General features: G+C 59.2%; 25 protein-coding genes. 16 read left to right on the top strand and 9 right to left on the bottom strand.

Features of this window, described 5'->3' with window-relative positions; all coding sequences use genetic code 11:
- Window positions 1–21 precede the first annotated feature (21 nt).
- The 4 genes from K0U62_11100 to K0U62_11085 all read left to right on the top strand — a co-directional run bounded on the left by K0U62_11100 (window position 22) and on the right by K0U62_11085 (window position 3,453).
- Complete coding sequence (locus K0U62_11100) at window positions 22–999, top strand: glycosyltransferase family 2 protein (GenBank protein ID MCH9802059.1); 978 nt, start codon at window positions 22–24, stop codon at window positions 997–999.
- Window positions 996–1,973, top strand: a complete 978-nt coding sequence (locus K0U62_11095; protein ID MCH9802058.1) for a sulfotransferase domain-containing protein — start codon at window positions 996–998, stop codon at window positions 1,971–1,973. Before K0U62_11100 ends, K0U62_11095 begins: the two co-directional genes overlap by 4 nt.
- Before the next feature lie 211 nt (window positions 1,974–2,184).
- The gene (locus K0U62_11090; GenBank protein ID MCH9802057.1) at window positions 2,185–2,601 is read left to right on the top strand and encodes a hypothetical protein; all 417 of its coding nucleotides are present in this window, start codon (window positions 2,185–2,187) and stop codon (window positions 2,599–2,601) included.
- 27 nt (window positions 2,602–2,628) lie between these two features.
- Window positions 2,629–3,453, top strand: coding sequence for an aquaporin (locus K0U62_11085; protein MCH9802056.1), 825 nt, complete (start codon window positions 2,629–2,631; stop codon window positions 3,451–3,453).
- Window positions 3,454–3,594: 141 nt separating this feature from the next.
- Here K0U62_11085 and K0U62_11080 read toward each other — a convergent pair whose 3' ends face one another.
- Together K0U62_11080 and K0U62_11075 are read right to left on the bottom strand one after the other, a co-directional pair.
- Complete coding sequence (locus K0U62_11080) at window positions 3,595–4,326, bottom strand: DNA alkylation repair protein (protein ID MCH9802055.1); 732 nt, start codon at window positions 4,324–4,326, stop codon at window positions 3,595–3,597.
- 41 nt (window positions 4,327–4,367) lie between these two features.
- Window positions 4,368–4,793, bottom strand: coding sequence for an Rrf2 family transcriptional regulator (locus tag K0U62_11075; GenBank protein MCH9802054.1), 426 nt, complete (start codon window positions 4,791–4,793; stop codon window positions 4,368–4,370).
- A gap of 103 nt (window positions 4,794–4,896) precedes the next feature.
- Between K0U62_11075 and K0U62_11070 the strand changes: the two genes are divergently transcribed.
- Window positions 4,897–6,600 (top strand): MFS transporter, encoded by a 1,704-nt coding sequence (locus K0U62_11070; protein ID MCH9802053.1) that lies wholly within the window; start codon window positions 4,897–4,899, stop codon window positions 6,598–6,600.
- A gap of 17 nt (window positions 6,601–6,617) precedes the next feature.
- Here K0U62_11070 and K0U62_11065 read toward each other — a convergent pair whose 3' ends face one another.
- Window positions 6,618–7,688, bottom strand: coding sequence for a TerC/Alx family metal homeostasis membrane protein (locus K0U62_11065; GenBank protein MCH9802052.1), 1,071 nt, complete (start codon window positions 7,686–7,688; stop codon window positions 6,618–6,620).
- 68 nt (window positions 7,689–7,756) lie between these two features.
- Between K0U62_11065 and K0U62_11060 the strand changes: the two genes are divergently transcribed.
- The 5 genes from K0U62_11060 (at window position 7,757) to purM (ending at window position 12,019) form a co-directional block, all read left to right on the top strand.
- A complete protein-coding gene (locus K0U62_11060) occupies window positions 7,757–8,422 on the top strand; it encodes a hypothetical protein (protein MCH9802051.1) in 666 nt (221 codons plus the stop codon).
- Window positions 8,419–8,790: a hypothetical protein gene (locus tag K0U62_11055; protein ID MCH9802050.1), complete on the top strand. Its 372-nt coding sequence runs from the start codon at window positions 8,419–8,421 to the stop codon at window positions 8,788–8,790. The genes K0U62_11060 and K0U62_11055 overlap by 4 nt, the downstream gene beginning before the upstream one ends.
- Entirely contained in the window at window positions 8,787–9,293 is a 507-nt protein-coding gene (locus K0U62_11050) for a DUF3558 domain-containing protein (protein MCH9802049.1), read from the top strand. The genes K0U62_11055 and K0U62_11050 overlap by 4 nt, the downstream gene beginning before the upstream one ends.
- A gap of 63 nt (window positions 9,294–9,356) precedes the next feature.
- Entirely contained in the window at window positions 9,357–10,880 is a 1,524-nt protein-coding gene (gene purF, locus K0U62_11045; protein ID MCH9802048.1) for an amidophosphoribosyltransferase, read from the top strand.
- Window positions 10,877–12,019 (top strand): phosphoribosylformylglycinamidine cyclo-ligase, encoded by a 1,143-nt coding sequence (purM, locus tag K0U62_11040; GenBank protein ID MCH9802047.1) that lies wholly within the window; start codon window positions 10,877–10,879, stop codon window positions 12,017–12,019. Before purF ends, purM begins: the two co-directional genes overlap by 4 nt.
- A gap of 21 nt (window positions 12,020–12,040) precedes the next feature.
- Here the strand turns inward: purM and K0U62_11035 are convergent, their stop codons facing one another.
- Window positions 12,041–12,244, bottom strand: coding sequence for a DUF3073 domain-containing protein (locus tag K0U62_11035; protein MCH9802046.1), 204 nt, complete (start codon window positions 12,242–12,244; stop codon window positions 12,041–12,043).
- Between the two features lie 379 nt (window positions 12,245–12,623).
- Between K0U62_11035 and K0U62_11030 the strand changes: the two genes are divergently transcribed.
- Window positions 12,624–12,908 (top strand): BldC family transcriptional regulator, encoded by a 285-nt coding sequence (locus K0U62_11030; protein ID MCH9802045.1) that lies wholly within the window; start codon window positions 12,624–12,626, stop codon window positions 12,906–12,908.
- A 143-nt stretch (window positions 12,909–13,051) separates the two neighbouring features.
- On the opposite strand, the gene K0U62_11025 is transcribed toward K0U62_11030, so the two are convergent.
- Complete coding sequence (locus K0U62_11025; protein ID MCH9802044.1) at window positions 13,052–15,178, bottom strand: alpha/beta-hydrolase family protein; 2,127 nt, start codon at window positions 15,176–15,178, stop codon at window positions 13,052–13,054.
- A gap of 192 nt (window positions 15,179–15,370) precedes the next feature.
- Between K0U62_11025 and K0U62_11020 the strand changes: the two genes are divergently transcribed.
- Together K0U62_11020 and fetB are read left to right on the top strand one after the other, a co-directional pair.
- Window positions 15,371–15,979 carry an ATP-binding cassette domain-containing protein gene (locus K0U62_11020; protein MCH9802043.1) on the top strand — a complete coding sequence of 203 codons (609 nt, stop codon included), beginning with the start codon at window positions 15,371–15,373 and terminating at the stop codon, window positions 15,977–15,979.
- Window positions 15,976–16,767, top strand: a complete 792-nt coding sequence (fetB, locus tag K0U62_11015) for an iron export ABC transporter permease subunit FetB (GenBank protein ID MCH9802042.1) — start codon at window positions 15,976–15,978, stop codon at window positions 16,765–16,767. Before K0U62_11020 ends, fetB begins: the two co-directional genes overlap by 4 nt.
- 3 nt (window positions 16,768–16,770) lie before the next feature.
- On the opposite strand, the gene K0U62_11010 is transcribed toward fetB, so the two are convergent.
- Window positions 16,771–17,739 (bottom strand): pyridoxal-phosphate dependent enzyme, encoded by a 969-nt coding sequence (locus K0U62_11010; GenBank protein ID MCH9802041.1) that lies wholly within the window; start codon window positions 17,737–17,739, stop codon window positions 16,771–16,773.
- Between the two features lie 86 nt (window positions 17,740–17,825).
- A complete protein-coding gene (locus K0U62_11005; GenBank protein ID MCH9802040.1) occupies window positions 17,826–18,977 on the bottom strand; it encodes a PQQ-dependent sugar dehydrogenase in 1,152 nt (383 codons plus the stop codon).
- Window positions 18,978–19,121: 144 nt separating this feature from the next.
- Here K0U62_11005 and K0U62_11000 point away from each other — a divergent pair, with 144 nt between their 5' ends.
- The gene (locus tag K0U62_11000) at window positions 19,122–19,832 is read left to right on the top strand and encodes a spermidine synthase (protein MCH9802039.1); all 711 of its coding nucleotides are present in this window, start codon (window positions 19,122–19,124) and stop codon (window positions 19,830–19,832) included.
- Between the two features lie 111 nt (window positions 19,833–19,943).
- Here K0U62_11000 and K0U62_10995 read toward each other — a convergent pair whose 3' ends face one another.
- On the bottom strand, window positions 19,944–20,918 hold the full coding sequence (locus K0U62_10995) for a nucleoside hydrolase (protein ID MCH9802038.1): 975 nt from the start codon (window positions 20,916–20,918) through the stop codon (window positions 19,944–19,946).
- A 564-nt stretch (window positions 20,919–21,482) separates the two neighbouring features.
- Here K0U62_10995 and K0U62_10990 point away from each other — a divergent pair.
- Window positions 21,483–21,728: a glycosyltransferase family 2 protein gene (locus tag K0U62_10990; protein ID MCH9802037.1), complete on the top strand. Its 246-nt coding sequence runs from the start codon at window positions 21,483–21,485 to the stop codon at window positions 21,726–21,728.
- An 18-nt stretch (window positions 21,729–21,746) separates the two neighbouring features.
- Entirely contained in the window at window positions 21,747–22,439 is a 693-nt protein-coding gene (locus K0U62_10985) for a hypothetical protein (protein MCH9802036.1), read from the top strand.
- Between the two features lie 169 nt (window positions 22,440–22,608).
- Here the strand turns inward: K0U62_10985 and K0U62_10980 are convergent, their stop codons facing one another.
- Window positions 22,609–24,150, bottom strand: coding sequence for a CotH kinase family protein (locus tag K0U62_10980; GenBank protein ID MCH9802035.1), 1,542 nt, complete (start codon window positions 24,148–24,150; stop codon window positions 22,609–22,611).
- Window positions 24,151–24,661 lie beyond the last annotated feature (511 nt).

The raw sequence follows: 24,661 nt of genomic DNA, 5'->3' as shown, positions 1-24,661 counted from the left end.
CCCAAAGGAAGATCTGAGTAAATGCGAGCCAAAATGGAAAAGGGTCCATCGGACGCTATTGCGGGTTCGCGACCACGGGTCGCAACAGCCACCGTCTTAAAGACAACGCCGGAGCAGACTTTCCAGTTTGTCTCATACCACCGCCACCTAGGTGTCGATGAAATCATCTTGTTCTTTGACGATCCGACTGATGTGGCGGCGGACGCGCTTGACGGTGTTGAAGGTGTCACCGTGTTCAGATGTGACGCAGCGCATTGGTCGGGTGTGGGGCCAAAGGGGGAAAGGCCCGCGCGGGTTCCACCCCGACAAACAGCTAATGCAGATTGGCTATTGCGAACTAGGTCGGAGGATCTTGACTGGATCATCTTCATCGACAGTGACGAACTGGTGTACGCACCTGACGGGTTGCACGAGTCGATAGCCCGAGAGTCAGAGGGTTTGACGGTCCTCCAGTTGAGAGTCCTTGAGGCGATTCCCCCGAATCCCAATATCTCCCGACCCTTTCAAGATGTGTCACTCTTCCGCGTGCACAACAGAAAGAAGTATCGGAAAGCGAAACGCCTTCACCTGACCACGGGATTCTCGAAAGTGGAGCCAAGAAGATTCTTCCGAGGGCACGTAAGCGGCAAAGCCATAGTGAAGCCGAACGGCGTTGTACGTCGCATGGGGATTCATCGCCCTCGAGAAGTCGACGAAGAGAGGTTCCGCAGAGAGCCAAGCGGCAGCATGTGGGTGCTCCACTTCGATGCCGCGTCCTTCGACGATTGGAAGCGTAAATGGCGGGGACGCTCCGAGTTCGTTGGCCACGGCTACAGCGACAGACAGTACCAATGGGATGAGTTTGTTCGGTTGGACGAACAACAAGATGACGATGGCCTGTTGGAGTTGTACACAAAGCTCTATATGTTGCCCAAGCGCGAGATTCCCTTCCTGCGGATGCTGGGAATGGTGCGGAAGATCAAGCTGGATCCGAGCTGGTTTGGATGGTCACCGACGTGACGAAAATTATCCTTCATATCGGCACGGAAAAGACTGGATCCACCTCAATTCAGTCGAACCTGAAAGCCAACCGGAAGTTGCTGTTGGAGCGTGAAATTTGGTATAGCAAACGTCTGGGAAATCTGTTGTGGCAGTTGGTTCGCTGGCCGCAGCGGTACTCGCAGGCACGGCCACACATTGAAAAAATATTGGAGACGGCCGCTGTCTACGACACAATCTTGTGCTCGGCCGAACGGCTGCACTCCAGGTTGAAGTCACGTGAGCTCATTGAAGATCTGAAGATCCTGCTGGAAAAGTTTGGGCTAGAACCCACGCTTGTAATCGTCTATCTGCGAAATCCTGCCGACATCGCTAACTCGATGGCATCTACCGCAGCACAGCACAACAAGTCGCTTCAACAAGAGCCGCTGAGCCCCTATCTTGACCTGATCTGTGACCACCGATCCACTATGAAGAATTGGGCGGGAGTCTTTGGCGGATCAGTTGTGACTCCGCGAGTGTTTGAGTCGAGTAGTTTCATTGCTGGCTCCCTGACAACCGACTTCTTGGCAGCCGCCGGCATTCCCGATTACGAGGACTTCGTTCAGCTCCCGCGAGCCAACGCTCAAATCTCGCATACTGGTATCACAGTGATGAACCACGTCAACGATGTCCTAGCCAGGGACCACACTTACCTCAATAAGGAAGACCTCAGTCGGTTACGACAGTTTGTCTATCGAAATCTTGTCGAGCCATTCTTTAACTCTCCTCGATACAGCCAACCTGACTACGTGTGGCGCTACTACGATCGTGCCTTCGCTGATAGCAACGAGTGGGTCCGGCAAGAGTACTTCCCGGGGCGGCCAACTCTTTTCAATCCCAAGACGCCACCGCCTGCGACTCAGCCGGAGATCAGCGACGAAGGCGCAGCAGTCGTGGCTGCTTCCCTCGTGAGCGCGGCGGTCGCACTCCAGGAGAACTCGGGCAACCAATGATTCTCCGCCGAGACCAGTTTGGTCGCGCTGCCGATGTGAGCACGAGGTCCACCGGACTTTAGCCGCTAGCAGGATTCTTGCCACCGCCATCGTGAGTGGCTGTGTTGTCGGTGATCAAACCGCGGCTGCCGTGCGCAGGCGACCCCCCGGTATTCCGGCTAGGGTCATGTCGAAGCGCGGGTGTCTGCCCGTCACGGTCTAGAGGTCACACATGTCAAAAAAATCTGTCGCAGAGGTTGCCAATGACGCCGACTCAGTGAACTGGAAGGAGCAACCGGACAACCATGATTACCCGGCCGCTGCCAACTACTTGGGCCTTGTCGCACCTCCTGGTGAGGCGCAAACACTTGCGGACCGCCTTGAGAAGGCCCCAATAGAAATGTTTAAGGCGAAAGACATCCTGCGCGCCGCGCAGCTCCCGCGATTGGGCGCGGATGACCCGCACGTGCAGATCGATCTGAATAAGGCTGTCAATGGGGAGGCTTGGTCACCGGTACTGCTGATCCGGGGAAATATTCGTCACGGTCTGCCAGCTGTGATTGCTGATGGGTATCACCGAGTGTGCGCCAGCTACGTCCTGAGCGAGAACACCGATATTCCAGCACGTGTTATCGATGTTGATAGCTAGGCACGACCCACAAGCTTCGGCGAAACCGTGACCGCAGATCAGCAGCCGCCAGCGAATGATACGAGTCTGTTGCAACAGTTTGCTGCGGATGCTGAGGCTCGTATCCAAGACTTCGCCGATCCACATCAAGAGTGGCGGCGATTATGTTCCGAATTTGTGGGGACATTCTTTCTCGTCCTCGTCGCAGCTGGTGCCCCCATGGTGGGAAAGCTGTACCCGGGTACCTTCTCGCAAGCTGCCGCGGTGATCGCACCCGGTGCCATGGTCATGGCGATCATCATGTTTATGGGAAAAGTGTCAGGGGCGCACCTCAATCCCGCTGTGAGTTGTGCGTTCGCCCTGCGAGGGGATTTTCCGTGGCGTCGAGTCCCTGGCTACATCGTTATCCAGTTACTAGCGGCCACCACGGCCGCATTGTTTTTGCAGTGGCTGGTCACTGTCAGCGCCAAAGAAGGAGGTTCCTACCCAGGGAGTAGCACCACCGACTTCGCAGCCCTAGCGACAGAGGCAATTTTGACCTTCGGATTGGTGAGCGTCATTTTGGGGACCGCATCTGGTGCGCAAAACATCGGGATCATTGCGGCGATTGGAGTCGGTTCCTATATCGCCTTGGCGGGCCTATGGGCGGCCTCCTTGTCGGGTGCCTCAATGAATCCAGCCCGCACCTTCGGGCCCAACTTCGTCGGCGCCGAGCTGAGTACCTACTGGATCTATCTGATCGGGCCGTTGGTCGGTGCAGCAGCCGCAGTCGGTTTCGCTTTTGTGCTTCGTGGCCGAGGTGGTGGTCGGTCTGGATCGCTGGCTGGCCAGGGAGACCTTTTCCCCGAGATCGCTGATCCCGACAAGGCCTAGGAGCGGCTCGCGCTTCCGTCGACGGCGTTCAGGTCAGCAGTTGACCCAACACGTATCTGTGCTGGCGTGTGCAAGGGCCATTTTGATCTCAGGCGGGGCGAATCTGCGCAAGAGCGGGTAATGGCTCGACTGCATCTCGTACTACCGACGCCGGTACGGGCCGGGTCGCAGTTTGGCGGTAGCCATCCGACGAGCTTCGGCACTGAGTTCTGGGTGGCCAGTGACGTATTCCGTCACTAAGTCCGGTTCGGCGAGCGACATTTCTCGTAGCAGCCAACCCACCCCGGTGTGAGCAAATCGCTCAACTGACGCTTGGATGTTGCCGTCGCAGGCTAACAGCAGCTTCTCCGGCAAATCGGTAAGAAAGTCCCGCGGCTGCTGCGCGTGAGGGACGAAACTCACCACAGCCGCTCGCCGCTGCCATAACTGATCTGAGTTCGCCCAGGAAAGAACCGCGTCGCTGCGCTGTTCTCGGTCACCTCCGGCGACAAACTTGGCCAGTGCTTTGGTGCTGTACCAATCCACGATGTTCCAATCGGCAAAAGCGCCGGAGGACAACGGTTGCACCAGCATGGCGAGATCGTCGTCAGTCAGTTCGTTGGCAAGACGTTCCGCAAGCAGTAGCACTGCCGCGAGTCGCTCCTCGGTGTAGGGCTGGGCTGCCCAGGCCGAGAACACCTGTCGCTGCTGCTCAACACCAGCGTCGACCAATCCGTTGTGCCAGAACTGGGTCACAGTGGCCCGCACTCCTGCCATCGGCACGCCGATGAAATCAGCCTCGCCCTTGAGGTAACGCTGCCAATGTTTCTGCACCGCCGGATCGGACCGCTCGGCGAGCGCCGCTCGCAACGCATCGGTTCCGAACTCGTTCATCGGTTCTCCCATTAGCTCCCGGCAGCAGCTGGGCTACTGAGCTAGAGCTCCTGCTTGACGACTTCAGGCAGATCATCTTTGATGATGTCGGCTAGCGTGACCTGTTCCAGAACTGCCCGCTCATGGGCCCGCAGGGCAAGCCACACGTCTCGCAAGGGTTCGGCGGCACCGCGGTAGTTGACATCATCGGGCCGCTCGCCGCGGACCTCGGTGAGGGGCCCGTCCACCGCTCGGATGATGTCGGCCAGCGTGACAATCTCTGCTGCGCGATCCAGTGCGTAGCCGCCGTCATGACCGCGCTTGCTGGCTACGATCCCAGCCCGGCGTAGATCGCGCATGGCTGCTCTGACGTATTCCGTGGGCAGCCCCTGCGCTTCGGCCAGTTCATCTAGGGGGACGTAGCCCTGTCGAGCCGCGAGTTCTACCGCGGCCCGCACGGCGTAGTCGATCCGGCCGGTTAATCGCACCTTCCGACAGTACTCCGCTCGTTAAGCGCTTCGACCTTGGCGTGGCTTTCGACCGATTGGCGGCATTCACTGCGATGCGGGGGCTGATACGAAAAGATCAACTATGGCTGAGTCAACATCAAGCACAGGAACTAGTTCTGTCGCCAGCGACACTGGCGGCAAATCTTCCGGGCAGCGCACGCTGGTTATTACAGCCATGGTGTTCGTCACCGGGATGACCTTCATCGATCAGACGATCGTCTCCATCGGTGCGCCGGTCATCGAGAAAGATCTCGGCATTTCCGATGAAGCCGTTCAGTGGATCATCAACGGGTATCTGTTGGGATTGGCTGCGACCTTCGCCCTGATGGGTCGGATGGCCGATGTCTACGGCCATCGTCGCATGGTCATCATCGGGACCGTCGTCTTCGCCTTTTCCTCGCTTATGTGCGGGCTGACACCCAGCGGGGAGTGGGCCGGGGTGTGGTTGATCGGCTGGCGCTTCATCGAAGGAGTCGGCGCCGCCATGCTATTCCCGGCGGCGCTGGCCATCGTCGTAGCGGCATTTACGATTTCCACTCGCGGTCGAGCACTGGCGCTGTTCTTTGCCATCACCGGTGGACTTACTGCCATTGGTCCACTGCTCGGCGGGTACCTAGTCGAGTGGGACTGGCGGTCGATCTTCTGGGTCAACATTCCGATCGCGGTGATCGCTCTCGTCCTTACCGGCCTGTGTCATGTGGAGACGCAACGCCAGGATGAGCCGATCGACTGGGGCGGGGCGGTGTTCACGATTGTTGGCATGGGACTGTCGGTCCTCGGCTTCCAACAGGCGGGAACTTGGGGGTGGGAGAGTCCGGCGACCTGGAGCTGCATACTCGGTGGCTTCGCCGTGTTAGCACTGTTTTTGCGTTACGAGACCAAGCAGGAGTACCCGCTCATCAAGGTCCAAATCTTCACCGACCGGGCATTCCAGGCGGACAACGCGGTGCTGTTTTTCTTATCGATGGCTTTCGTCCCGGTGTTCTTCTTCTTGAGCGTCTACGCCCAGGCCGCACTCGGATATAGCGCACAAGAATCTGGTCTATTCCTAATGTGGTTCTTCCTCGGATTCGTCATCGCAGCCCAAGTCGGTGGTGCGCTGCTGGATTCCCGTGGTTCGAAACCCCCGATGCTGCTCGGTGGGCTTATCGGAGCAGTGGGCTACACCGGCTGGGCGATCAACGCAGACTCGCTATCGGCCGGGGCGGTCTCGCCGTGGATCGTGGTCGCTGGTGCGGGTGCAGGTCTAATGCTGGGCCCAGCGAGTACCGACGCAGTAAACCGGGCGATCAACGCAACCTACGGGGAGGTTACCGGCATCACGCAGACGGTGCGCAACTACGCCGCTGCGCTGGGTTTAGCCATCCTGGGCTCCATCATGTCCAACCAGATCGCAGACCAGATTGCTGCCAGTGCGGAGAAGTTTGGCCTGGATGAGTCGACCTCGGAGGCGCTAGTCGGCAGTTTGAGTGGCCAGACGAGTGGCGGAGCTGCCGGGGCGCTCGCTAACGTGCCCGAAAAAGTTCAGGAGGCATTCCTATCCGAGGTTCCCGGTGACATCGCTTCGGCACTGACCTGGGTGATCTACGGGATGGCGGCCGTCATGCTCTTGGCGGCGTTGTCTGCGCTGCGTCATCCAGGTGGACGGGTAGCTGCGATTGAGGGAGAGCAAGCCGGCGATGCCGCGGAATCATCTGGCTCCGCAACGAAGCGGCTGCTGAAGTTCCTGGGGATTTTTGTCGGAGTCGCGGCCGTGATCTACGTAGTGATCTGGCTGGTCACCTAGGCGCAACTCGCTGGTCGCTACGACTCGGTGGGTCGTTCATCACTGGGAGTCTCAGCCGCGGGCGCCGCTGGTGTGTCGTCGTGGCCGCGGACTGAGCCGGCATGAGCGACCAGGCTCGGATCCTTACGCACCGCTAGCACGCTGGTGATTGTGGTGATGGTGATGACGACGAGGATAACGGCCAGCGAGAATCCGGTGCTTACTTCAGGAACTGCCGGCCAGATCCCGTGCGCCCAATGCAGGACGAGCTTGACGCCGATGAACACCAAAATGATGGCCAGGCCGATTGACAGATGTACCAGCCGGTCTAATAGCCCCTTCACTAAGAAGAACAGTGCCCGCAGGCCTAGCAGGGCGAAGGCGTTGGCGACGAACACGATATATGGCTCTGAGGTCACGCCGAAAACGGCGGGGATCGAGTCCAATGCGAACAGCAGATCGGTGGTGCCGATGGCTATTAGTCCGATGAACATCGGGGTGGCAGTGAGCTTACCTTTGATCCGGGTGAAGAGTTTCCCGCCGACATATTCATCCGTGGTGGGTAGGAGTTTCTTAGTGGCAACCACGAGTACGTTATCGCCAACATCGGGGTCCTCGTCACGGTGCTTGTATAGGGCGAACCCGGTGTAGATCAGCAAAACGCCGAAAAGTAGGAACATAAAGGAGAAGTAGGCAAGCAGCGCGGCACCCATGGCGATGAAGATCGCTCGCATGACTAACGCCAGCGCGATTCCCAAAATGAGGAGTTTCTGCTGGTGCTGGGGCGGTACCGCGAACGCCGACATGATGATTACGAAGACAAACAAGTTGTCGATCGACAACGTCTTTTCCACGATATAGCCGGCAAAGTACTGCGCCCCGAAATCACCCCCGGCCCACACGCTGAACACAATGCCAAAGACGATGGCGACGCCAATGTAGAAGACTGACCAGATCGCGGCCTCGCGGAACCCCACTGCATGCGGGCGGGCAACCGCCATACCGAGGTCCAGAACAAAGAGCCCGAGTATGACGGCTAGCGTGACGAGCCAAACGCCCGCCGTGAGCTCAAGATCCACCCGACGAGTGTACGGGCAGGGTCCAAGCATTACGATTTTGCAACGGCCTGGTCTAGTATTCGGGGCGCCGAGGGTGGAAGATGTGGGTGGGAGGACTTATGTCGATTGCTTCAGTGGAGCCTGTTTTACGGCGCCCGAGCACCATCAACCCCGCACCTGATGCCTGGGCGGTCATCGGAACCGGAATCCGCGGGTCTACCGCTCTGCGGGCCCTGCAAGCGGTGGGAATCCCGGCGGTGGGCTACGACCGATCGCCGGACATAGTGGTAGCCGGCGCGGCCGATGTCCTCATCGGGCACGAGGTCATCGCGTTAGAAGAGATTGAAGACATCGACGCGCTGGGCGTTACCAGCCGCGACGTCACCAGCGGAGAAATCAGTACTGACTATTTCGCTGGCGCAATCATTGCCACCGGCAAACTGAATCCGCTCACCGATCTTGCTTTTCTCGACAGTGAGATCCTGAATGTCCATGGCGATCAACCGCGGCTGGCTCGCAAGATGTTCACCCCACACCACCCAGCACTCATCCTGCTGGGGATTAGCGGCGGATACCTGGATTCGCTGGATCAGGAATCCCGACTGGTAGCTAGCTATGCCGCTGCGCTCCGAGAGAATCCGCGGAAGGCGCTGGCCTACCATCGCCACATATGCTTGAGCCTGCTGGATTCGCTCGCTATGTCGCAGCATCCAGATCGGGCGGAAGTCAGCGAAGAGCAGCGCCGCAACCTGATTGCGGACGATCTGCTAATTCTTGGGGCATGACCGAACAACGGTTGCGGCTTTCGATAGCAGCCACAACTGCGCTGCAGCAGTGGCGCACCGATGGCACCGGTACAGCGGTAGCGGTCAGAGCCGCCCTGGCCGACTTGAATCGGCAGTTCCCGGGTCGGTCCGTTGAGCTGCGGGTGATTCCAGTCGCGGCGACGCAGATCATTGCTGGGCCGGTTCATCGGCGAGGCACCCCTGCGGCCACGGTGGAAATGTCAGCGGAATCGCTGCTAGGCCTGATCACGGGGGATCTGTCCTGGCAGGATCAAGTAGGGAGTGGAGACATCCACGCGAGTGGGGAGCGCTCCGACTTGTCGGTAATGTTCCCGGCAGTGCTAGCGGACAGGACACAGACACCATGAATCGGCTGGCAATTGCGGCGGTCGCGGCACTAGTCACCGCGCTTACTGGGTGTATCTCAGCCGAAGATCCAGCGGATGTGCCGACCGCAGCGACAACCGCACCCGCTACTGCGGATCAACGCTGTGATCTGGTGACATCGGAACAACTCCAGCAGCTATTTGGCAAAGAGTTCACCGGTCCCACCCCCACTTCGGCCTCAAATCAACAGCAAGCAGAATGTCAATGGACGGCCGCAGATCAAGCCGCGCTGGTGCTGGTGAAGGTTTCTGATGGTGGCGGCAAGTTCCTATATCGCGAAAATGTTCGCGCGGCCGAGGAAAATATCGGCGCCGTACAGCAGGTCAAGGTGAAGGGGGCTGAGTCTGCTTACCTCCTTCCCCGTCTAGGGAGAGTCGGCATGATCGTGGCTGGCAACTACACCGAGGTAACCACCCTGATTCCCGGTGCTACTGATGAGCAGATTGTGCAGTTGGCTGAGGTTGTCGCAGGCAATGCCAAGTGACTCAAACTCCCCGACACCCCCACAGCGTTTCGGTGTATTGGCAGCGCCCCCTACACTGGGTTGGTGACGCGCGGAGACGGGCGGTTGAATCACAACCTTCTCGATCATGACAAGGCCCCTCAAGACGAGTGTGGCGTGTTCGGAATTTGGGCGCCCGGTGAGGCGGTTTCCCAACTCAGTTACTTCGGGCTGTACGCGCTGCAGCATCGCGGGCAAGAGTCAGCGGGGATCGCGGTAAGCGACGGCAGCCGGATCGTGGTCTACAAGGAGATGGGGCTGGTTAGCCAAGTCTTCAACGAGGAAATTCTGGAAAGTATGCCAGGGCACTTCGCGATTGGGCATTGCCGCTACTCCACGACTGGTGCCAGTGTTTGGGAGAACGCGCAACCTACATTCCGGCCAACCTCCGGTGGCAGTATCGCTTTGGCTCACAACGGCAACCTGACGAATACGGCGCAACTCGCCGATCAGGCAGCCGCAGCCGCGGCCGCGGCCGAGTCTGGCGAACTTGAGTTGGGCGCCGGTCTGGCCCAATCAGACACCGAACTGATGGCGACGCTGTTGGCAGCGCATTCTGGCGGGTCGCTCGCCGATGCCGCGCTGTCGGTACTGCCGGATTTGGCAGGGGCGTTTTCGCTGGTCTTTATGGATCAGCACACCCTGTATGCCGCTCGTGATCCGCACGGTATCCGTCCGCTGGTGCTGGGCCGGTTGCAGCAGGGGTGGGTGGTAGCGAGCGAAACGGCAGCCCTCGACATCGTCGGTGCCGCCTTCGTGCGTGAAATCGAGCCAGGCGAACTCATCGAGATCGATGACTCTGGTGTGCGTAGCCAGCGCTTCGCCCCGGCTGAGCCGAAAGGCTGTCTGTTCGAGTTTGTCTACTTGGCTCGGCCTGACACTCGGATCTCCGGTCGCCAGGTTGAAGAAGTGCGCACGGACACTGGCCGACGGTTGGCTCGTGAGTTTCCGGCCGACGCTGACCTCGTCATTCCGGTCCCAGAGTCTGGCCGATATGCAGCCATCGGCTATGCCCAAGAGTCCGGGATTCCGTTTGCTGAAGGATTGGTTAAGAACTCCTACGTAGGCCGTACTTTCATTCAGCCGTCACAATCCATCAGACAGCTCGGCATCCGCTTGAAGTTGAACCCACTTCGAGGAGTTATCGAGGGTAAGCGGTTGGTCGTTGTCGACGACTCCATCGTGCGGGGCAACACTCAAGCCGCCTTGGTCAAAATGCTGCGGGAGTATGGTGCTCGTGAAGTTCACGTGCGCATTTCCAGCCCACCAGTGAAATGGCCCTGCTTCTTCGGCATTGACTTCGCTACTCGGACCGAGCTCATTGCTAACAAGATGACAGTCGCCCAGATTTGCGAATCTATCGGCGCAGACAGCCTGGGATATGTCTCGGTAGCTGAACTCACGGAGGCCACCGGCGTTCCTGCTGATCAACTTTGCCGGGCTTGCTTCGACGGGGTCTATCCGATGCCACTTCCCGCGGAACACGCGCTGGGGGATGTGCTCACCGCCTCGCTGCCAGGTGCCACGATGTTGCGCGATGGGACTGAGGTTGGAGCCCAGCCGTCATGACTGGTGCTGATGGTGCTGCTGGCAATGGCCAAGCCGCTCCGGCGCCTGCGTCTTATGCGGCGGCCGGGGTTGACGTGGTCGCGGGTGAGCGTGCCGTCGATCTGATGCGGACCAGTGTGGCGGCAGCCACGCGACCGGAAGTTCTCGACGGCTTCGGCGGTTTTGCCGGGTTGTTCGACCTATCGATCGCCAAGGAATATCAGCGACCGGTACTTGCGACGTCCACTGATGGAGTGGGCACCAAGGTCGCCATCGCCCGCGCGCTAGATCGCCACGACACCATCGGTCGAGATCTCGTGGCAATGATCGTGGACGACATTGTGGTCACCGGCGCGGAGCCATTGTTCCTTACCGACTACATTGCGACTGGTCGAGTGGAACCTGAGCGAATCGCGGCCATCGTGTCGGGGATTGCCGCCGGGTGCGCGGAGGCGGGTGTTGCCTTAATCGGCGGAGAGACCGCGGAGCATCCTGGACTGATGGCTCCAGACGAGTACGACCTCGCCGGGGCAGCAACCGGTATCGTCGAAGCAGACTTGCGACTGGGTCCGCACCTCGTAAAGCCCGGCGACGTGCTAGTCGGCCTTGGGGCCTCGGGGTTGCACTCCAATGGCTACTCGCTCGCTCGGGCGGTGTTGCATCGGGACGATCCGGCGGCACTTGCCGAGGTCGTCCCAGCGCTTGGGCGGACCATCGGGGAAGAACTACTGGAGCCCACTCGGATTTACACTCGACTCTGCTTGTCGTTGGCTCGCTCGAACATCGGGGTGCACGCGATGTCCCACGTCACTGGCGGCGGTTTGGCTGCCAACGTGGGCAGGGTACTTCCGCAGGGTCTGATTGCGGTGATTAGTCGTGCCACCTGGGCGCCACTACCGATCTTCTCGCTGATCGCAGAGCGGGGGAATATCTCGCGACTAGAGATGGAGACCGCCTTCAATATGGGCATCGGCATGGTTGTGGTGGCTGAACCGGCATCGCTAACCGGAATTTTTGAACAGGCTGCTCAAGCCGGGGTCCCAGCGGTAGCTATGGGCGAAGTCCGGGTGCAGCAGCAGGGGGATCAGGGTGACGCACCCGCGAAAGGTGGCACAGGTGGCATCGCTATGTTGACGGGAGATTACCCCACGGCTGGCTAGGAACCCGGGGCGTCCTGTCCGTCAGTCGTCAGATTCTGAGTCCTCGATGTATTTCGCGTACGGATCATCGGCGTATGAATCGTCTGGTTCGGCGTCGCTGACCTCGTCATCGTCGCCCTTACCTGTCAACTCGGCTTCGAGTCGTTCCAGGTCGGTGTCAGGTCCGCTGTACTTCAGTCGTCGCGCGACTTTCGTTTGCTTCGCCTTTGCCCGGCCGCGCCCCATGGCTCGACCCCCTCGCACATCGATTGGCCCGTGGTGTGGGCTCGTTCACTGAAATCTCGTACCCACACTCTACTAGTTGTGGGGCCCACCCGGCGACACTTATGGGCAGTTGGCTGTGACCAGGGTCGTTCAGCGGCAACGCGACACCTTGTCTGTCTGGTGATCGCCGCCATGACGCCGGGCCGCCAACCGCAAACCGGACCGCTCCCTAGCAGTTTTTGCCCGGTTGCAGCGGGTTGCGCAGTAAAAGCTGAAGAAAGTTGTATTCGATTTGTGACAATCGGTTGCCGGAAAGTGTGACGTGTGCAACATTCACAGAATAACAGCAACAAGGCGGGTGTCGGGACAGTCCGAACCGCCGGGTCCTTAGGAGGCTCCCATGGCTGGACGCTCACTTGACGGCGAGGAACTCTTGACTCCCTCGGAGGTGGCGTCACTCTTCCGGGTGGACCCCAAGACAGTCACAAGGTGGGCTAAGGCTGGCAAGTTGACGTCTATCCGCACGCTTGGTGGACACCGACGCTTCCGCGCCGAGGAGGTTTACAGTCTGCTGCGGCAAACGACCGGCCACCGACCGGCAAGCCAGGTCCCCATCCCGCAACAGACCAATGCCCGCTCCAACACTATCGATCTGGCAGGAGCGCGCGACAGCGCACCGCGGTAGTACTCCAGGGCACCGCCGGCCGTCGTTGAGCCGGGCAAACGCTCTTCCGATTGCTCTCAACGGCCCAACTTGGCCTGCTAGCGATGTGATGTTGGCACCCACCGCAGCGCCGCACTCAGACAGGCGCCCTGCTCGCTGAGTCCCTAGTTGCTGGAATCTCCCAATCCTTCCATTTTACTCGATAGCGTTGACATCACGCCGTTGTCTTTGGCCTGCTGCAGCAAAGCCGGGAGGCTGAATCCTTGCTCTTCGGCAAACTGCAATGTCATTGCTGATTGACCCCATTTGTCCAATGTGGCCGAGATATTGGTCAACGCCCGATTCATGTTCCGCAGCACCATTCGCGCTTGCGCCCACATCTCCTCACGAGTCCGCAAGGAACTTTCGATCGCATCTGCTTGCGTACGCGACGATCGCAGGTTGTAGGCCTTCTCGAGAGCCTGGCGCATGTCGATCCGATAGTCGTGTCCGACGCGAACAAAGTTTCCGGGTCGCTGATCCATACCGTTCATGAGATCGATCAGGGTGATCACGAAACTGGCTACCGGGCGGAATAACACCTCACGGGGGACTTTGGGTGGCCGATCTGCAGGTGGGCCGAACCAGTCTGGACGCTTAACGACCATTTCGTAGCTGAACATGTTCACCGGATCGTCGTGGTGCACGAGCATCAGATGCATCCCGGAACGACGCGGAGCTTCATCAGCATCTGGTGACAGCACCATTCGGCCATCGGGATCGATGATCTCTCGGTCGCGCTTCCAGATGTTCCAAGCCTTGCTGCGGAATGGCACCCCGAGGTAGAGGCCGCCGGAAACCCCCAACCGATCCAGTCGGTCGATGCCGCCCTCGGCAGCAACATCCAACGCGGTTTGCGCTCCCAGACTTTCACCGAACTGGAAGATTCGTGGCCGGCGGACTTCGGGAATGCCTTCCAGCCGTTCCTGTAGGAGACGCAAGATCGCTCCCTGCAGTTCGGTGCCCTCGTCAGTCTTGTTGAGTGCCAAAGCGGAGGGAACCATCGCGTACTGCGGAACAACAATGGCGCAGTTGCCCAGCGTCAGATACTCCAGGGCTTCCGCCATGATGTAGTTCACGTAGCCAACGCCGGTCGGTGAGGCGACCACAATCATGGACTTTTCCAGTCCGCCCAGCCGTTCCAACTCATCGACGGCTAGTTGGGCGCGATCCGCAATTGCGCCCTCCCGAGGAATCACAGCGCGAACTGGCTCAGCGGCCTCCTCACCCATGACGTTATTGATCTGCTTGGCGTCCAGCGTCATCAGGACAAACCGCCGGCCTTCCTTCCCAATGTCGTCGAATTCCACCAGGCTGGTTGGGCCACAGGAAACGTGCGGTGACTTGGGCGGATCGGGGTACGCCGGTTCGATGACTTCGTTGTCCCGCGCAGTCCGCGTCCGAACTCGCTGCAGACCGGCATAGGCGACGCCAGCGAGTGCCACCGCGGTAAGACCGTGGCCTAAAAGGACACCAGTTTCACCCAGTTCTCGCCCCACCAGCCTGCTGAGCCCGCGATCGATAGCTCGAGAAGCGGCTTGCTCCCCGACCGCTAGCGCGGCAATCCCGACGGTAGTGCCGGCACTGATCACAGACATGGATGCGTAGGCCTTGGGACCACGCATTTTCTTGACCGCGGCTCGCTCTTCTTCCACCATGCCGAACTTGCGAGCCCGTCGGTGGCGGCGGACCAAAGTACCGGTGGCCATGATCGCTCCGGCGCCGATGTCAATAGCCAGGGTGGTCTTGATGCCTGGTTCCTTCTTCAGCAGGCCATGAATGAGCATGTCGGAGGCCAGCACTAAGCCGCCAGCAAGGGAGGTGGTGGCGGTGGTCTTTGCAGCGGTCCACGCGGCGGCTGAGGCGAAGTTTTCCCCGGAGACCGGGCGTAGTTGTCGCTCCAAAGCCAGCGACGTGGTCCCGGTAGTTGCGGCGGTGATCGCCAACGCCCGCTGTCCGGCATGATGGCCAGGGACACCAGCGGCAATGGACGAGATGAGAGACCAACCAGTGGTTCCCAGCGCATATTGCGCCGCGGCGTTGACGCCCACGATGATTGCCTGCTGGCTGGGGCTGCGTGGCAAAAGCCCGCGAGCAAAGGATGGGGCGACGCTCCACGCCGCTTGCAAGATGCCGACCCGAACCGCCGGATCGGTGGTGAACTTGCTCAGCGTCTCGCCGATATTCTTCCGGGCTGCCGCCATGAATTTGGCCATGAGAGCCATCATGCCGGTTATCGAGGGCCCTGACACGCTGCCACGGTAAGTTGTCGCGATCTTCCCGCTTTGCTCCGTTGGCTACAGCCGGGGGCCGGGGGCGCGTACCGTTGAGATGTGACTGGCCCGGTGCCTGAAGGAAAACCCGTTTCGGCGCCCCTTTTTGCGGTGAACTCGGTGTCGCTTGTCAGCGACGGCAGCCCGCTATTGGATCGGGTTGACTGCTGGATGCCGCGGGGTGCGGTGACAGCACTGCTGGGTCCCAGTGGGGCAGGGAAGACGCTGCTGCTGCGGCTACTCAATCGATTTGAGGAACCCGATCAAGGCGAGATCCTGTTGGATGGAATGCCGCTGCCTGAACTAGACGTGCTAGCGCTGCGGCGTCGTGTTGGGTTGGTGGGCCAGCGCCCGGTGGCGCTCACTGCGACGGTGGCAGACGAGGTGCGCGTAGGCAGATCGGAGTTGGGGCGGTCTGAGTTGATGGAATTACTGCGAGTGGTGCGGCTGGCCTACCTAGATCCGCAACGCAGCACCGCAGGACTTTCCGGCGGTGAACTGCAGCGGCTATCACTGGCTCGTGCGCTCGCGGTTGAGCCAGAGGTGTTGCTGCTCGATGAGCCGACCAGCGCCTTGGACGCCGAGGCCGCAACGGCTGTCGACGAGATCATCGGCAGTCTGGCTGATCACGGTTGCGCGGTGGTTGTGGTGAGTCATGACCTCGACCGAGTCCGCCGCCTCGCTGATCATGCCGTAGTGCTTCGTGCTGGGCGAGTGGTGCAGCAAGGGCCACCCGAATCGTTGTCCTATCTTGCTGAGGAATCCGGAGGTACACCATGACTGAAGTGGCACAAATTCCTACCTGGTCGGGGGTGGCGGCCGCACTGAGTCTCGTTCTGGTTGCCGGTCTGGTGTGCTGGCGATTGCAGCTCGGCCTGACGAAGGAACTCGTCATTGTTGCGGCGCGTGCCTTCGCCCAACTTGTCGCGATCGGATTGCTGTTGGGGGTGATCTTCGAATTCGGGGGTTTGCCTGCTGCTTTCGGGTGGCTAGCGATCATGGTGGTAATTGGCGGTCAGGTCGCCGGACGGCGAGCTGCCGGTCTGCCGAGTTCCCGCAAGGTGGCCACGATCGGTTTGGCTATCGCTGCTGCTGCCACCATCGGGTTGTTACTGGGCTTGCGGATCATCGAGACCACCCCCACTGTCGTGATCCCGGTGGGTGGCATGGTGATCAGCGGCGCGATGGTTGCGACCGGGCTATCGCTGCGAGGCATCCGTGACTCCGCAGCCGCTGCACGCGATCAGGTGGAAGCACGGCTCGCACTGGGTCTGTCTGCGGAGACGGCCTTCGCTGCGCAACGGCAGGGTTCGGTCCGCGGTGCTTTGCTGCCGGCGATGGATTCCACGAAAGTGGTCGGATTGATCGCCTTGCCTGGGGCGATGACGGGTTTGATTCTGGCGGGTACCGAACCAATGGAGGCGATCCGCTACCAGATTGTGGTGATGTACATGCTGCTGGCAGCGCCAGCGATAGCGGCTGCGGTGGCAACCCGGTTGGCGGAGCGCAGCCTGTTCGACGAGGCCCATCGATTGCGCCGCACCACAACCGCAGCGGCTAGTTCGTGATGGTTATTTTCCGGAGGATAGTTCTGCGGGAACGGAAAACCAATGTTGGTAGCTATGGGTGAATAGCGCTGGCATACCACCGCTGTGCACGAACACGATGGGGGCATCGGGAAGGTCACTGTTGCGGGCACGTTCGATGAGTCCCGCCATAGCGCGACCGGTATACACCGGATCGAGAACCAATCCGATGGCTCGGGCGGTGAGCCGGATGGCTTCGTGGGTGGCGGCAGTCGGCTTGCCATACGGCTCCCGGGCTTGGCGGCGATCCACTGACCAAGCCCCCACCGGGGTGGGTCGTCCCAGCAGTTCCGCACAGTCGTTGATCACCTGCGGCACCGTGTCATCGAGATCTCGGATTGCCGCAACGTCGAATCCCAGTACCCGCTCGTGGTCGCCCATCCCTACTGTCAGCCCGGCTTGGGTGCCACCCGTTCCCACCGCGCACACGGCAACGGGGTCAGGCACTACCGTCACGATCTCCTCGGCGGCAGCGACGTAGCCGGAAGCCCCCAGCGCGTTAGTGCCGCCGATGGGGATGGGATACGGGCGGCGACCTTGTTCGGCAAGTTCGGCAGTAGTTGCCGCCAACTGTGACTGGCGCTCATTCGGATGACACCAAACAACTTTCACATCAAACAGATCGTCGAGCACGAGGTTTCCCTCAGCCTGATGCTGCGCGCCCAAGGTAGACAGCACCGCCACGCAGTCCATCCCGCTGGCTCGCGCCGCTGCTGCCGTTGCGCTGACGTGGTTACTTTGGGCAGCTCCAGTGGTCACTAGTACGTCGCAACCTTGATCGACGGCGTCCCCGACGAGGTACTCCAGTTTGCGCGCCTTGTTGCCACCCGAGTTCAGTCCAGTGCGGTCATCTCGCTTGATCCACAGCCGCCCGGGAGTCAGCCCCAACTCCACGGCGAGGGCATCAACTCGCTGGATAGGAGTATTGCGAGCCTGAAAGTCGAGGACGGTCATAGCGCCATCGTGCCACTCTGGTCGGGCAGATAGCAGTATCCAAAACCGATCGGGTGCGCACCGCCTTGTTACGGGTAGTCAGCGAATCAACCAACCAAGCGGTAGACCGCACCACCCAACGAGACCACGTATACCCGTTTCTTGCTGTCCTCACCGAAGGACACCAGACTGGGCACCGAGATGCTCAGTTCACGTTCCTGTGAGGCCCCTGCGGCCGCGAGTACTGCTGAGCGAATCTCCCCGGCGCAGAAGTCGCCGTAGAGATAGTTGCCAAACGCACTGGATTTCGGGTCCCGCACTACATAGCCACCGGTGATCGAACACCAACCCTCCGAATGATCAACCTCGATCACCGGCGGTGTCAGACCAGCGGTGGGTCCGCCACTGAACCGATCGGTGCCTTCCAGGATTGGCCAACCAAAGTTCGCACCACTGGCTTCGCCGACTGGCGTGTAGTCAATCTCTTCGATCTTGTTCTGGCCAACATCGCCGATAGTGAGCGCACCGTTGTCCGCGTCAAACGAGAACCGCCACGGGTTCCGCAGCCCGGACGAGTAAATCTGTGGCCTTACGCCTGACTTGCCAACGAACGGGTTATCGCTGGGAATGCGGTACTCCTTGTTCCCTTTTGCGCGCGGGTCAATTCGCAGCATCTTGCCCAAAAGCGATTCCATGTTCTGGGCGTATCCGTCTGGATCACCGGCGCCGCCGCCGTCACCCATGCCGATGTACAAGTAGCCGTCCGGGCCGAACTGAATCTGACCACCGTTGTGGTTGCTGTAGGGCTGCTTGATCTTCATCACGTTTCGGGCTGACTTGTTCTTTACCCGGTTGGGATTGTCCTTCTTGACTTTGTATTCCGCGATGCGGGTGTGACCTTCCTTGTCGGTGTAGTTCGCGTACAACTTGCGGTTGTTGGCGAACTTGGGGGAGAACGCTATCGACAGCAAGCCACGCTCAGCATCAACGCTGGTCTTCTTACTGATGTTGAGCAGCGGTTTGCCCAGCAGTTTGCCTTTCTTGAGCACGAGGACCCGGCCAGCGCGTTCCACCACGAAGACCCGTTTGCCGTCACCTGGGGCACCAGTAACGTAAATGGGAGTGTCAAAGTTGCCAATCTTTTTCAGTCGCACGTCCTCCGGTCCCGCACCACTCGCGGTGGTCGCGGTCAACCCAGTCAGCGCCGCGGCGGTCAGGCCAGCGACGGCGACAAATGTGAGAGTCCTTCGAGGCGCCATGCCGCGATCCTAATCCGGGTAGGTCGCATCGATCTAGACCCGGGCTGGTGGAATCTCGTTCGCAAGCGGCTGCAAGATCCCGCACCGCTACAGTTGCGAGTCTGGACCACTTCGTGGCTCAGACATGTACCGGGAGATGATGACATGCCGAGCCGCTTCGAGGAACTTGATTGGCAGCAGACCCCGATCGGTGAGATTAGCTTGCGCCGGCGGGTGGAACCAACACTTGGCGTAGAAGTCTACGAGGTGAAACTTGGCGAAGAGTTCCTGATGTCTAGTCTGTTCACCGTTGCCGAAGAGGAATTGGCACGGCTGGGGTTGGCACAACCCACGGTAGATCGGATCGATGTTTTGGTGGGTGGTCTGGGACTGGGCTACACCGCAGCGGCAGCGCTTGCGGATCCTCGGGTCAGCGAGCTCATCGTGATCGATGCGGTGGCACCCGTTATCGATTGGCATCGCCGCGAACTTCTGCCGGAGACGGTTGGACTGGCAGCCGACTCACGGGTTCACCTCGTCGAAGATGATTTCTTCCATGTGATCGCTCAGATGGGTCCGGTGGCAGCCGGTGCTCCGGCACAGTTCGATGTGATTCTGTTAGACATCGATCATTCACCGGATCATGTGCTGCATCCCAGCCACGCCAGTTTTTATCGAACTGATGGGTTGACTCACCTGTTGGACCACATGTCTTCCGACGGTGTCTTCGCGCTGTGGTCAGATGATCCACCGGACGAAAGTTTCATGACTCGGTTAGCTGAGGTCTTCCCGGCAGTGGCAGCTCACGTGGTGGAGTTCCCCAATCCCCTTACCCGGGGAACGTCGGCAAATACGGTGTACGTGGCACAGCGCTAGCAGGTTGGCACAGGTACCGAGATCGGAATGATGGCGAGTGAACGTATTCGCATGAGGCCTCCGGATTCTCACTCATCACCGTAGCGATGGATAGACCCCGAGGATGTGATCTTAGCTCGCTGATGGACCCACAGCGCCCTCGGTGAGACGTCCCATGAGCAGTTCGTGAAAACGGGTTGTTCGTACTTGAGTGGCGCATTGCAGCAGCACTGCTCCGGGAGTGTCCGCCGGACGTTCTAGCGTTCGAAAAATACCGTCAACCGTGGTGGGCTCGATCCAGAGATCCTCGTAGACACAAACATCGGAGGCGAAGGTGGTTGCGACTGTCAATGGGTCATGAAGGAAATCGGCGTTGTTGGGGTCGTAGTTGTCGCCAACTCCAACTCCAACTCCGGTGAAGATGGCCTGCTGAATGGGGGCCCAAGCTTGCACGCATGTCTGCAGGGCCTGCCCAACCGGCCCGGTGGTTCCCAGAAGATCTGCGTCGGCGAAAGTCAGCCAAGTCTGCAGTGTCACTTCGCACGGGATCAAAGTGATCGTGGCCCCAGAAGTGAGCGCAGTCATGGACGCAGCTGGATCAATACACAGGTTGTAGTCGATACCGGGTCCGATCGTCGTATCGGCATAGACCGTTGGTCGGATTTGGCCACCCATGATGGTGATTCGCGAGATCTGGTCGGTAATGTCTGGGTAGGCAGTAATGGCCCGCGCCAATGTCGACATAGACCCGATCGCGACAACCTCCAGATCAGGGGTGTCGTTCGACAGATCTCGATAGGCTTCTACACCTGATCTGGGATCTAACTCAAGTTCTTCGTCATCAGTGATGACCCCTTCGCCCTCATGACCGAACCAGTACAGTTCACCTTCGCCGACCGGGACATCCGCCCCTACGAACACCGGAACCTGTGGCCGTCCCGCCAGGTTAAGGAACTTCTTGGCGAGTCGAGCTCGATGTCGTGCTTCCTTTCCGGTGGCGATGACACCGACGATCTCTAGTTCAGGGCTGGCGGCTGCTAACGCAAGCGCAATTGCATCATCAGAGTCCGTCCCGATGTCAGTATCGATGAGAATCTTCTTTGTCATGAGCTCATTCCCTCACTCGATCTACATCCTGTCAGGCTTGCGCCCCTAACGTCGGGTCACACCGATCGTCATCCAGCGGCCATACCCCCGGTTACTTGGTCTGTGGCCTGGCGGTGGAACTGGTCCGTTCGTCTGCTGTGACGCGCGTCGAGCACACTACAACGCGACCAACGCGATCTTGGTAGTCCCACAGTGGTATCTGGTACATGATTACTCCCTCCTTGCCTGCGTCCACACTGGACTGGTTGGCTCTCGATCAGGAGGTGCCCGATGCTCGCGCGACTAAACCACGCGGCTGGAAGAAAGTTCGAGGTGTTCAACTGGCTGTGAGAAGCCGGTGCGGGGACGAGGTCGCCGTGACCGATGCGGTTGCCAATCGGTGTCATCACAATTCACGTCGTCGAATCGTCTACGCATGTAAATCGGGACTCTCCGGAGGCGTCAAGTGTTTCTGCGGGGCTTCGACGTCACTTGTCTAAACAGATAGGAAACTCACCGATGTAGACTTCGGCCGGATGACGCGACGCCTGCCACGGCTCGCTTTCGCTGACTGGATGGGAGCTGATGACGACACGACGACCGAGAATCGCTTCGGTCACAACTCTCAAGGCGCCAGTTGATCAGGTCCTGCAATTCACGGCCTATCACCGTCATCTCGGCGTAGATGAAATTATCCTGTTCTTTGATGATCCTCAGGACCCGGCTATCGGAGCAGTTAAGAGTAAGCCAGGGGTAACCGCAATCCCGTGTGATGACGAACATTGGCGTCACGTGCGCGATCCACGACCGGATTTTGTCCAACACCGGTAACTGTCTAACGTCAACTGGGTGCTTCGAGAGCGACGACAGGACCTTGATTGGCTCATCCACATTGATAGTGATGAGTTGATTTACGCACCGGATGGCCTGATCGAAAGCGTTATCGCGGAAGATGACGGACTCTCGGTCTTGCGTTTGCCGCCGCTCGAGGCCATTCCACCTTCGCCCGATATGTCAGACCCCTTTCTGGAAGTGCGATGGTTCAAGCAGCACGACCCCAAGGATCCGGAGCCCAAGTTGCGGGCCAAGAGGTGGGGCGTCGCTAGTGGATTTCAAGGCAAGAGATTCCTGCGAGGCTATTCGTCCGGAAAGATAGCCGTCAAACTTGATGGGGTGGTTTCTCGGGTACGGCTTCATCGCGCATCGATTTACGACAAACAAGAAATGCGGAGTTTAAAGAGTTCTCGCTTGTGGGTGTTGCACTATGACACGGGCTCATTCGATCAGTGGTACGACAAATGGCATGATCGCAGTGGCTTTGCGGAGAGCGGCTTTCGCGGCAATCGAATGAAACACTTGAAAAAGTTTCGAAAACTTGATCGGGCGGGTGGCACTGCCGGATTGAAAAAGATGTACCGGGATAGTCACATGCTCCCTAAATGGCAACTACCGATATTGCAGCGCCTCGGTCTGGTTAGACGCATCAAGCTGCCAAAGAAGAGTTTCCGCTGGGAGGCGAATCCCGGCGGCGAATCCGGCTGATCGGGGATTGCTGGCGTGTGCTGCTCGGACATTGGTTCGGTCCCGATCGGGGCCACCGTTGGCGGGTGGTTCGAGGCGGTCGGTGTCCAACTTCTGGCCGGAAGGGGTGAGGTGCCCAGGTTCCGGACCTGTCCGCCTGGGTCGTTAGCCACCAACTAGGGTCGCGAACTCAGAGGTTGGATCCCATCCAGTCGGTTCGTTCGTTCAGCCATTGGGTGACGAACTTGAGTTTGTCGATCTCTCCAGGCTCATTATCTGGCCAGCGCTGGGTGTTGCTCTTTCGAGCTTTCTTGATCTCGGCATTAGTTTTCTTGAGGAAAGTTTCGACCCCTCTAAAGCCGGGGACCTCTTCAGCCCACGCCTGCCGTGTCTGGCTGGCGAAGGTGGGATCGGTGAAGAGCCTGGAGTACCACGGCGATTCCTCTCTCAATATCCAACCAACGGGAGACCTTTCCACCTCTTGCCGGCCTATCGCATGGTCGAAATCCCACAGGGGTCCGGCAAATAGTAGTCCAGAACGGGGTTTGTATAGGAAGTTGGAGGCGAAACTGGAATCGGGATTGCGAACAAGCTCTTGGACGAGGTACCAGTCGATGAACGAGCGAGTATCGATGAATTGCGCGTATCCCGAGGGAAGGCTGGCTTCGAAGCCGTTCACATAGTCACTGATATATGCCAGTTGGGGGGCGAGGTCCTGCTCGGAGATCCCATCCTTGGCATCCGGTTCTGGATTCTTCACCACGATGTCTTGTCCGAGCTTAGAAAGAAAGCCAAACTCCTGATTCTCCACACGACGTCCGTCTTGTTCGAGCAAGTAACCGCCGGTGATATCCACTGGGCCTGTGTCACTGGGCGACATTTCGATTATGTCGACTCGGTTGCCTTCGATTCGAACCGTTTCCGCGAGTTGGTAGAGGCCCATGTACTTGCCGTTGACTTGCACTTCGACGTGGCGCATTTTCGGAGTCCATGCCAGCGTCGTTTGCTCCCCGAGGAACATGGCTGCTGAGTTCCGTAACTGGCTAGGGTCAGCCCAGTTCGCCAGGAGCGCCCAGTGCTTACTTTCGGGCATCCCCATCAGCTTGCTTTTCTCCGCCAGTTTCAGCTTGTACGGCTTCCTCGGCAAAGTCCATGAACTGTTGCCGCGCCCGCGGATTTCTAGGTCTCCTTTGAAGCTCTTCACTTTCGTCCCGTTGGGCTTGATCTTCATTGAAGCGTCAAGGTAATCGTCTTTGCTGACGATGGGTTCTCGCTTATCGGTGACGATGGAAACGATAGGAAGCGTGGCCACGTATGACTGGGTCGTGCGCTTGGCCCATTTCCCGGTCCCGGTCGCATTCCGAGCTCGAACCTGAAACTGGTACTTGCCTTTCTTAAGACCTTTCACCGTCATCGACCGTGAACCTGTGGTTTTGATCTTGGACCACTTTGATTTGGACTCCAGCCGGTGCCGTTCTTCGTACTTGACTTTCCCGCCGCTCGACGGCTTTTTCCACGTCAACTTCAGCTTCCCGGCGCCGGATAGGGCCTTGAAGTCACGAGGTTTACTTGGCTTGGCCTGCCTAAGTTCCCGCTCGGCTTGCCGTGCCGCATCGCCAGTGGACACCGCTACATCTTCTGGCTGATCTACCCGTGTGGAGTTTGGGCCTTGTGCATGACTGGGGGCGGCAAAAACCATCACCCATGCGAGTCCAGCTACAGACAGCGTCACCGCTGTTGGAAATCTGCGAGCAACCATGACACTTCCCTGTCTGTCATCTCACTTCGACGTGAGCCATCTGCCTACGTCACCTGACAGGTTATGAGTGAAAACGTATCCCAATAATGCCCAACTTGAGCAACAAAGGCCCAGCCAAGCGCTACCTCTCCTCAGGAAAGGCGCCGGTGCCCCTAGGAGCCAAAGGGCAGCCAACACGGATCGCTAGGAGATGTGTCCGGAACCGTGCCGCATCACGGTGGCGGTTCCATGCCTTGAGCGGCGGGCGTCGAAGGTTAATCAAGCGCATGACGAACGACGTACTGGATGCACCAAACGTGACCTTTGGGGTCCCCGCAAGTGGCTCAGAGTTTAACTTCGTGTTCTCAGAGGTTGGCTCCCATCCAGTCGGTTCGTTCGTTCAGCCATTGGGTGAGGAAATCGACCCGATCAGTTGATTCGGGCTTCATCTCTGGCCAGCGCTGGGTGTTGCTTTTTCGAGCTTGCTTGATCTCAGCATCGATTT

The sequence above is a fragment of the Actinomycetes bacterium genome (genome assembly GCA_022599915.1).
In the GTDB taxonomy this organism is placed as follows: Bacteria; Actinomycetota; Actinomycetes; order S36-B12.
This window is presented reverse-complemented; position numbering and strand designations above follow the sequence as displayed.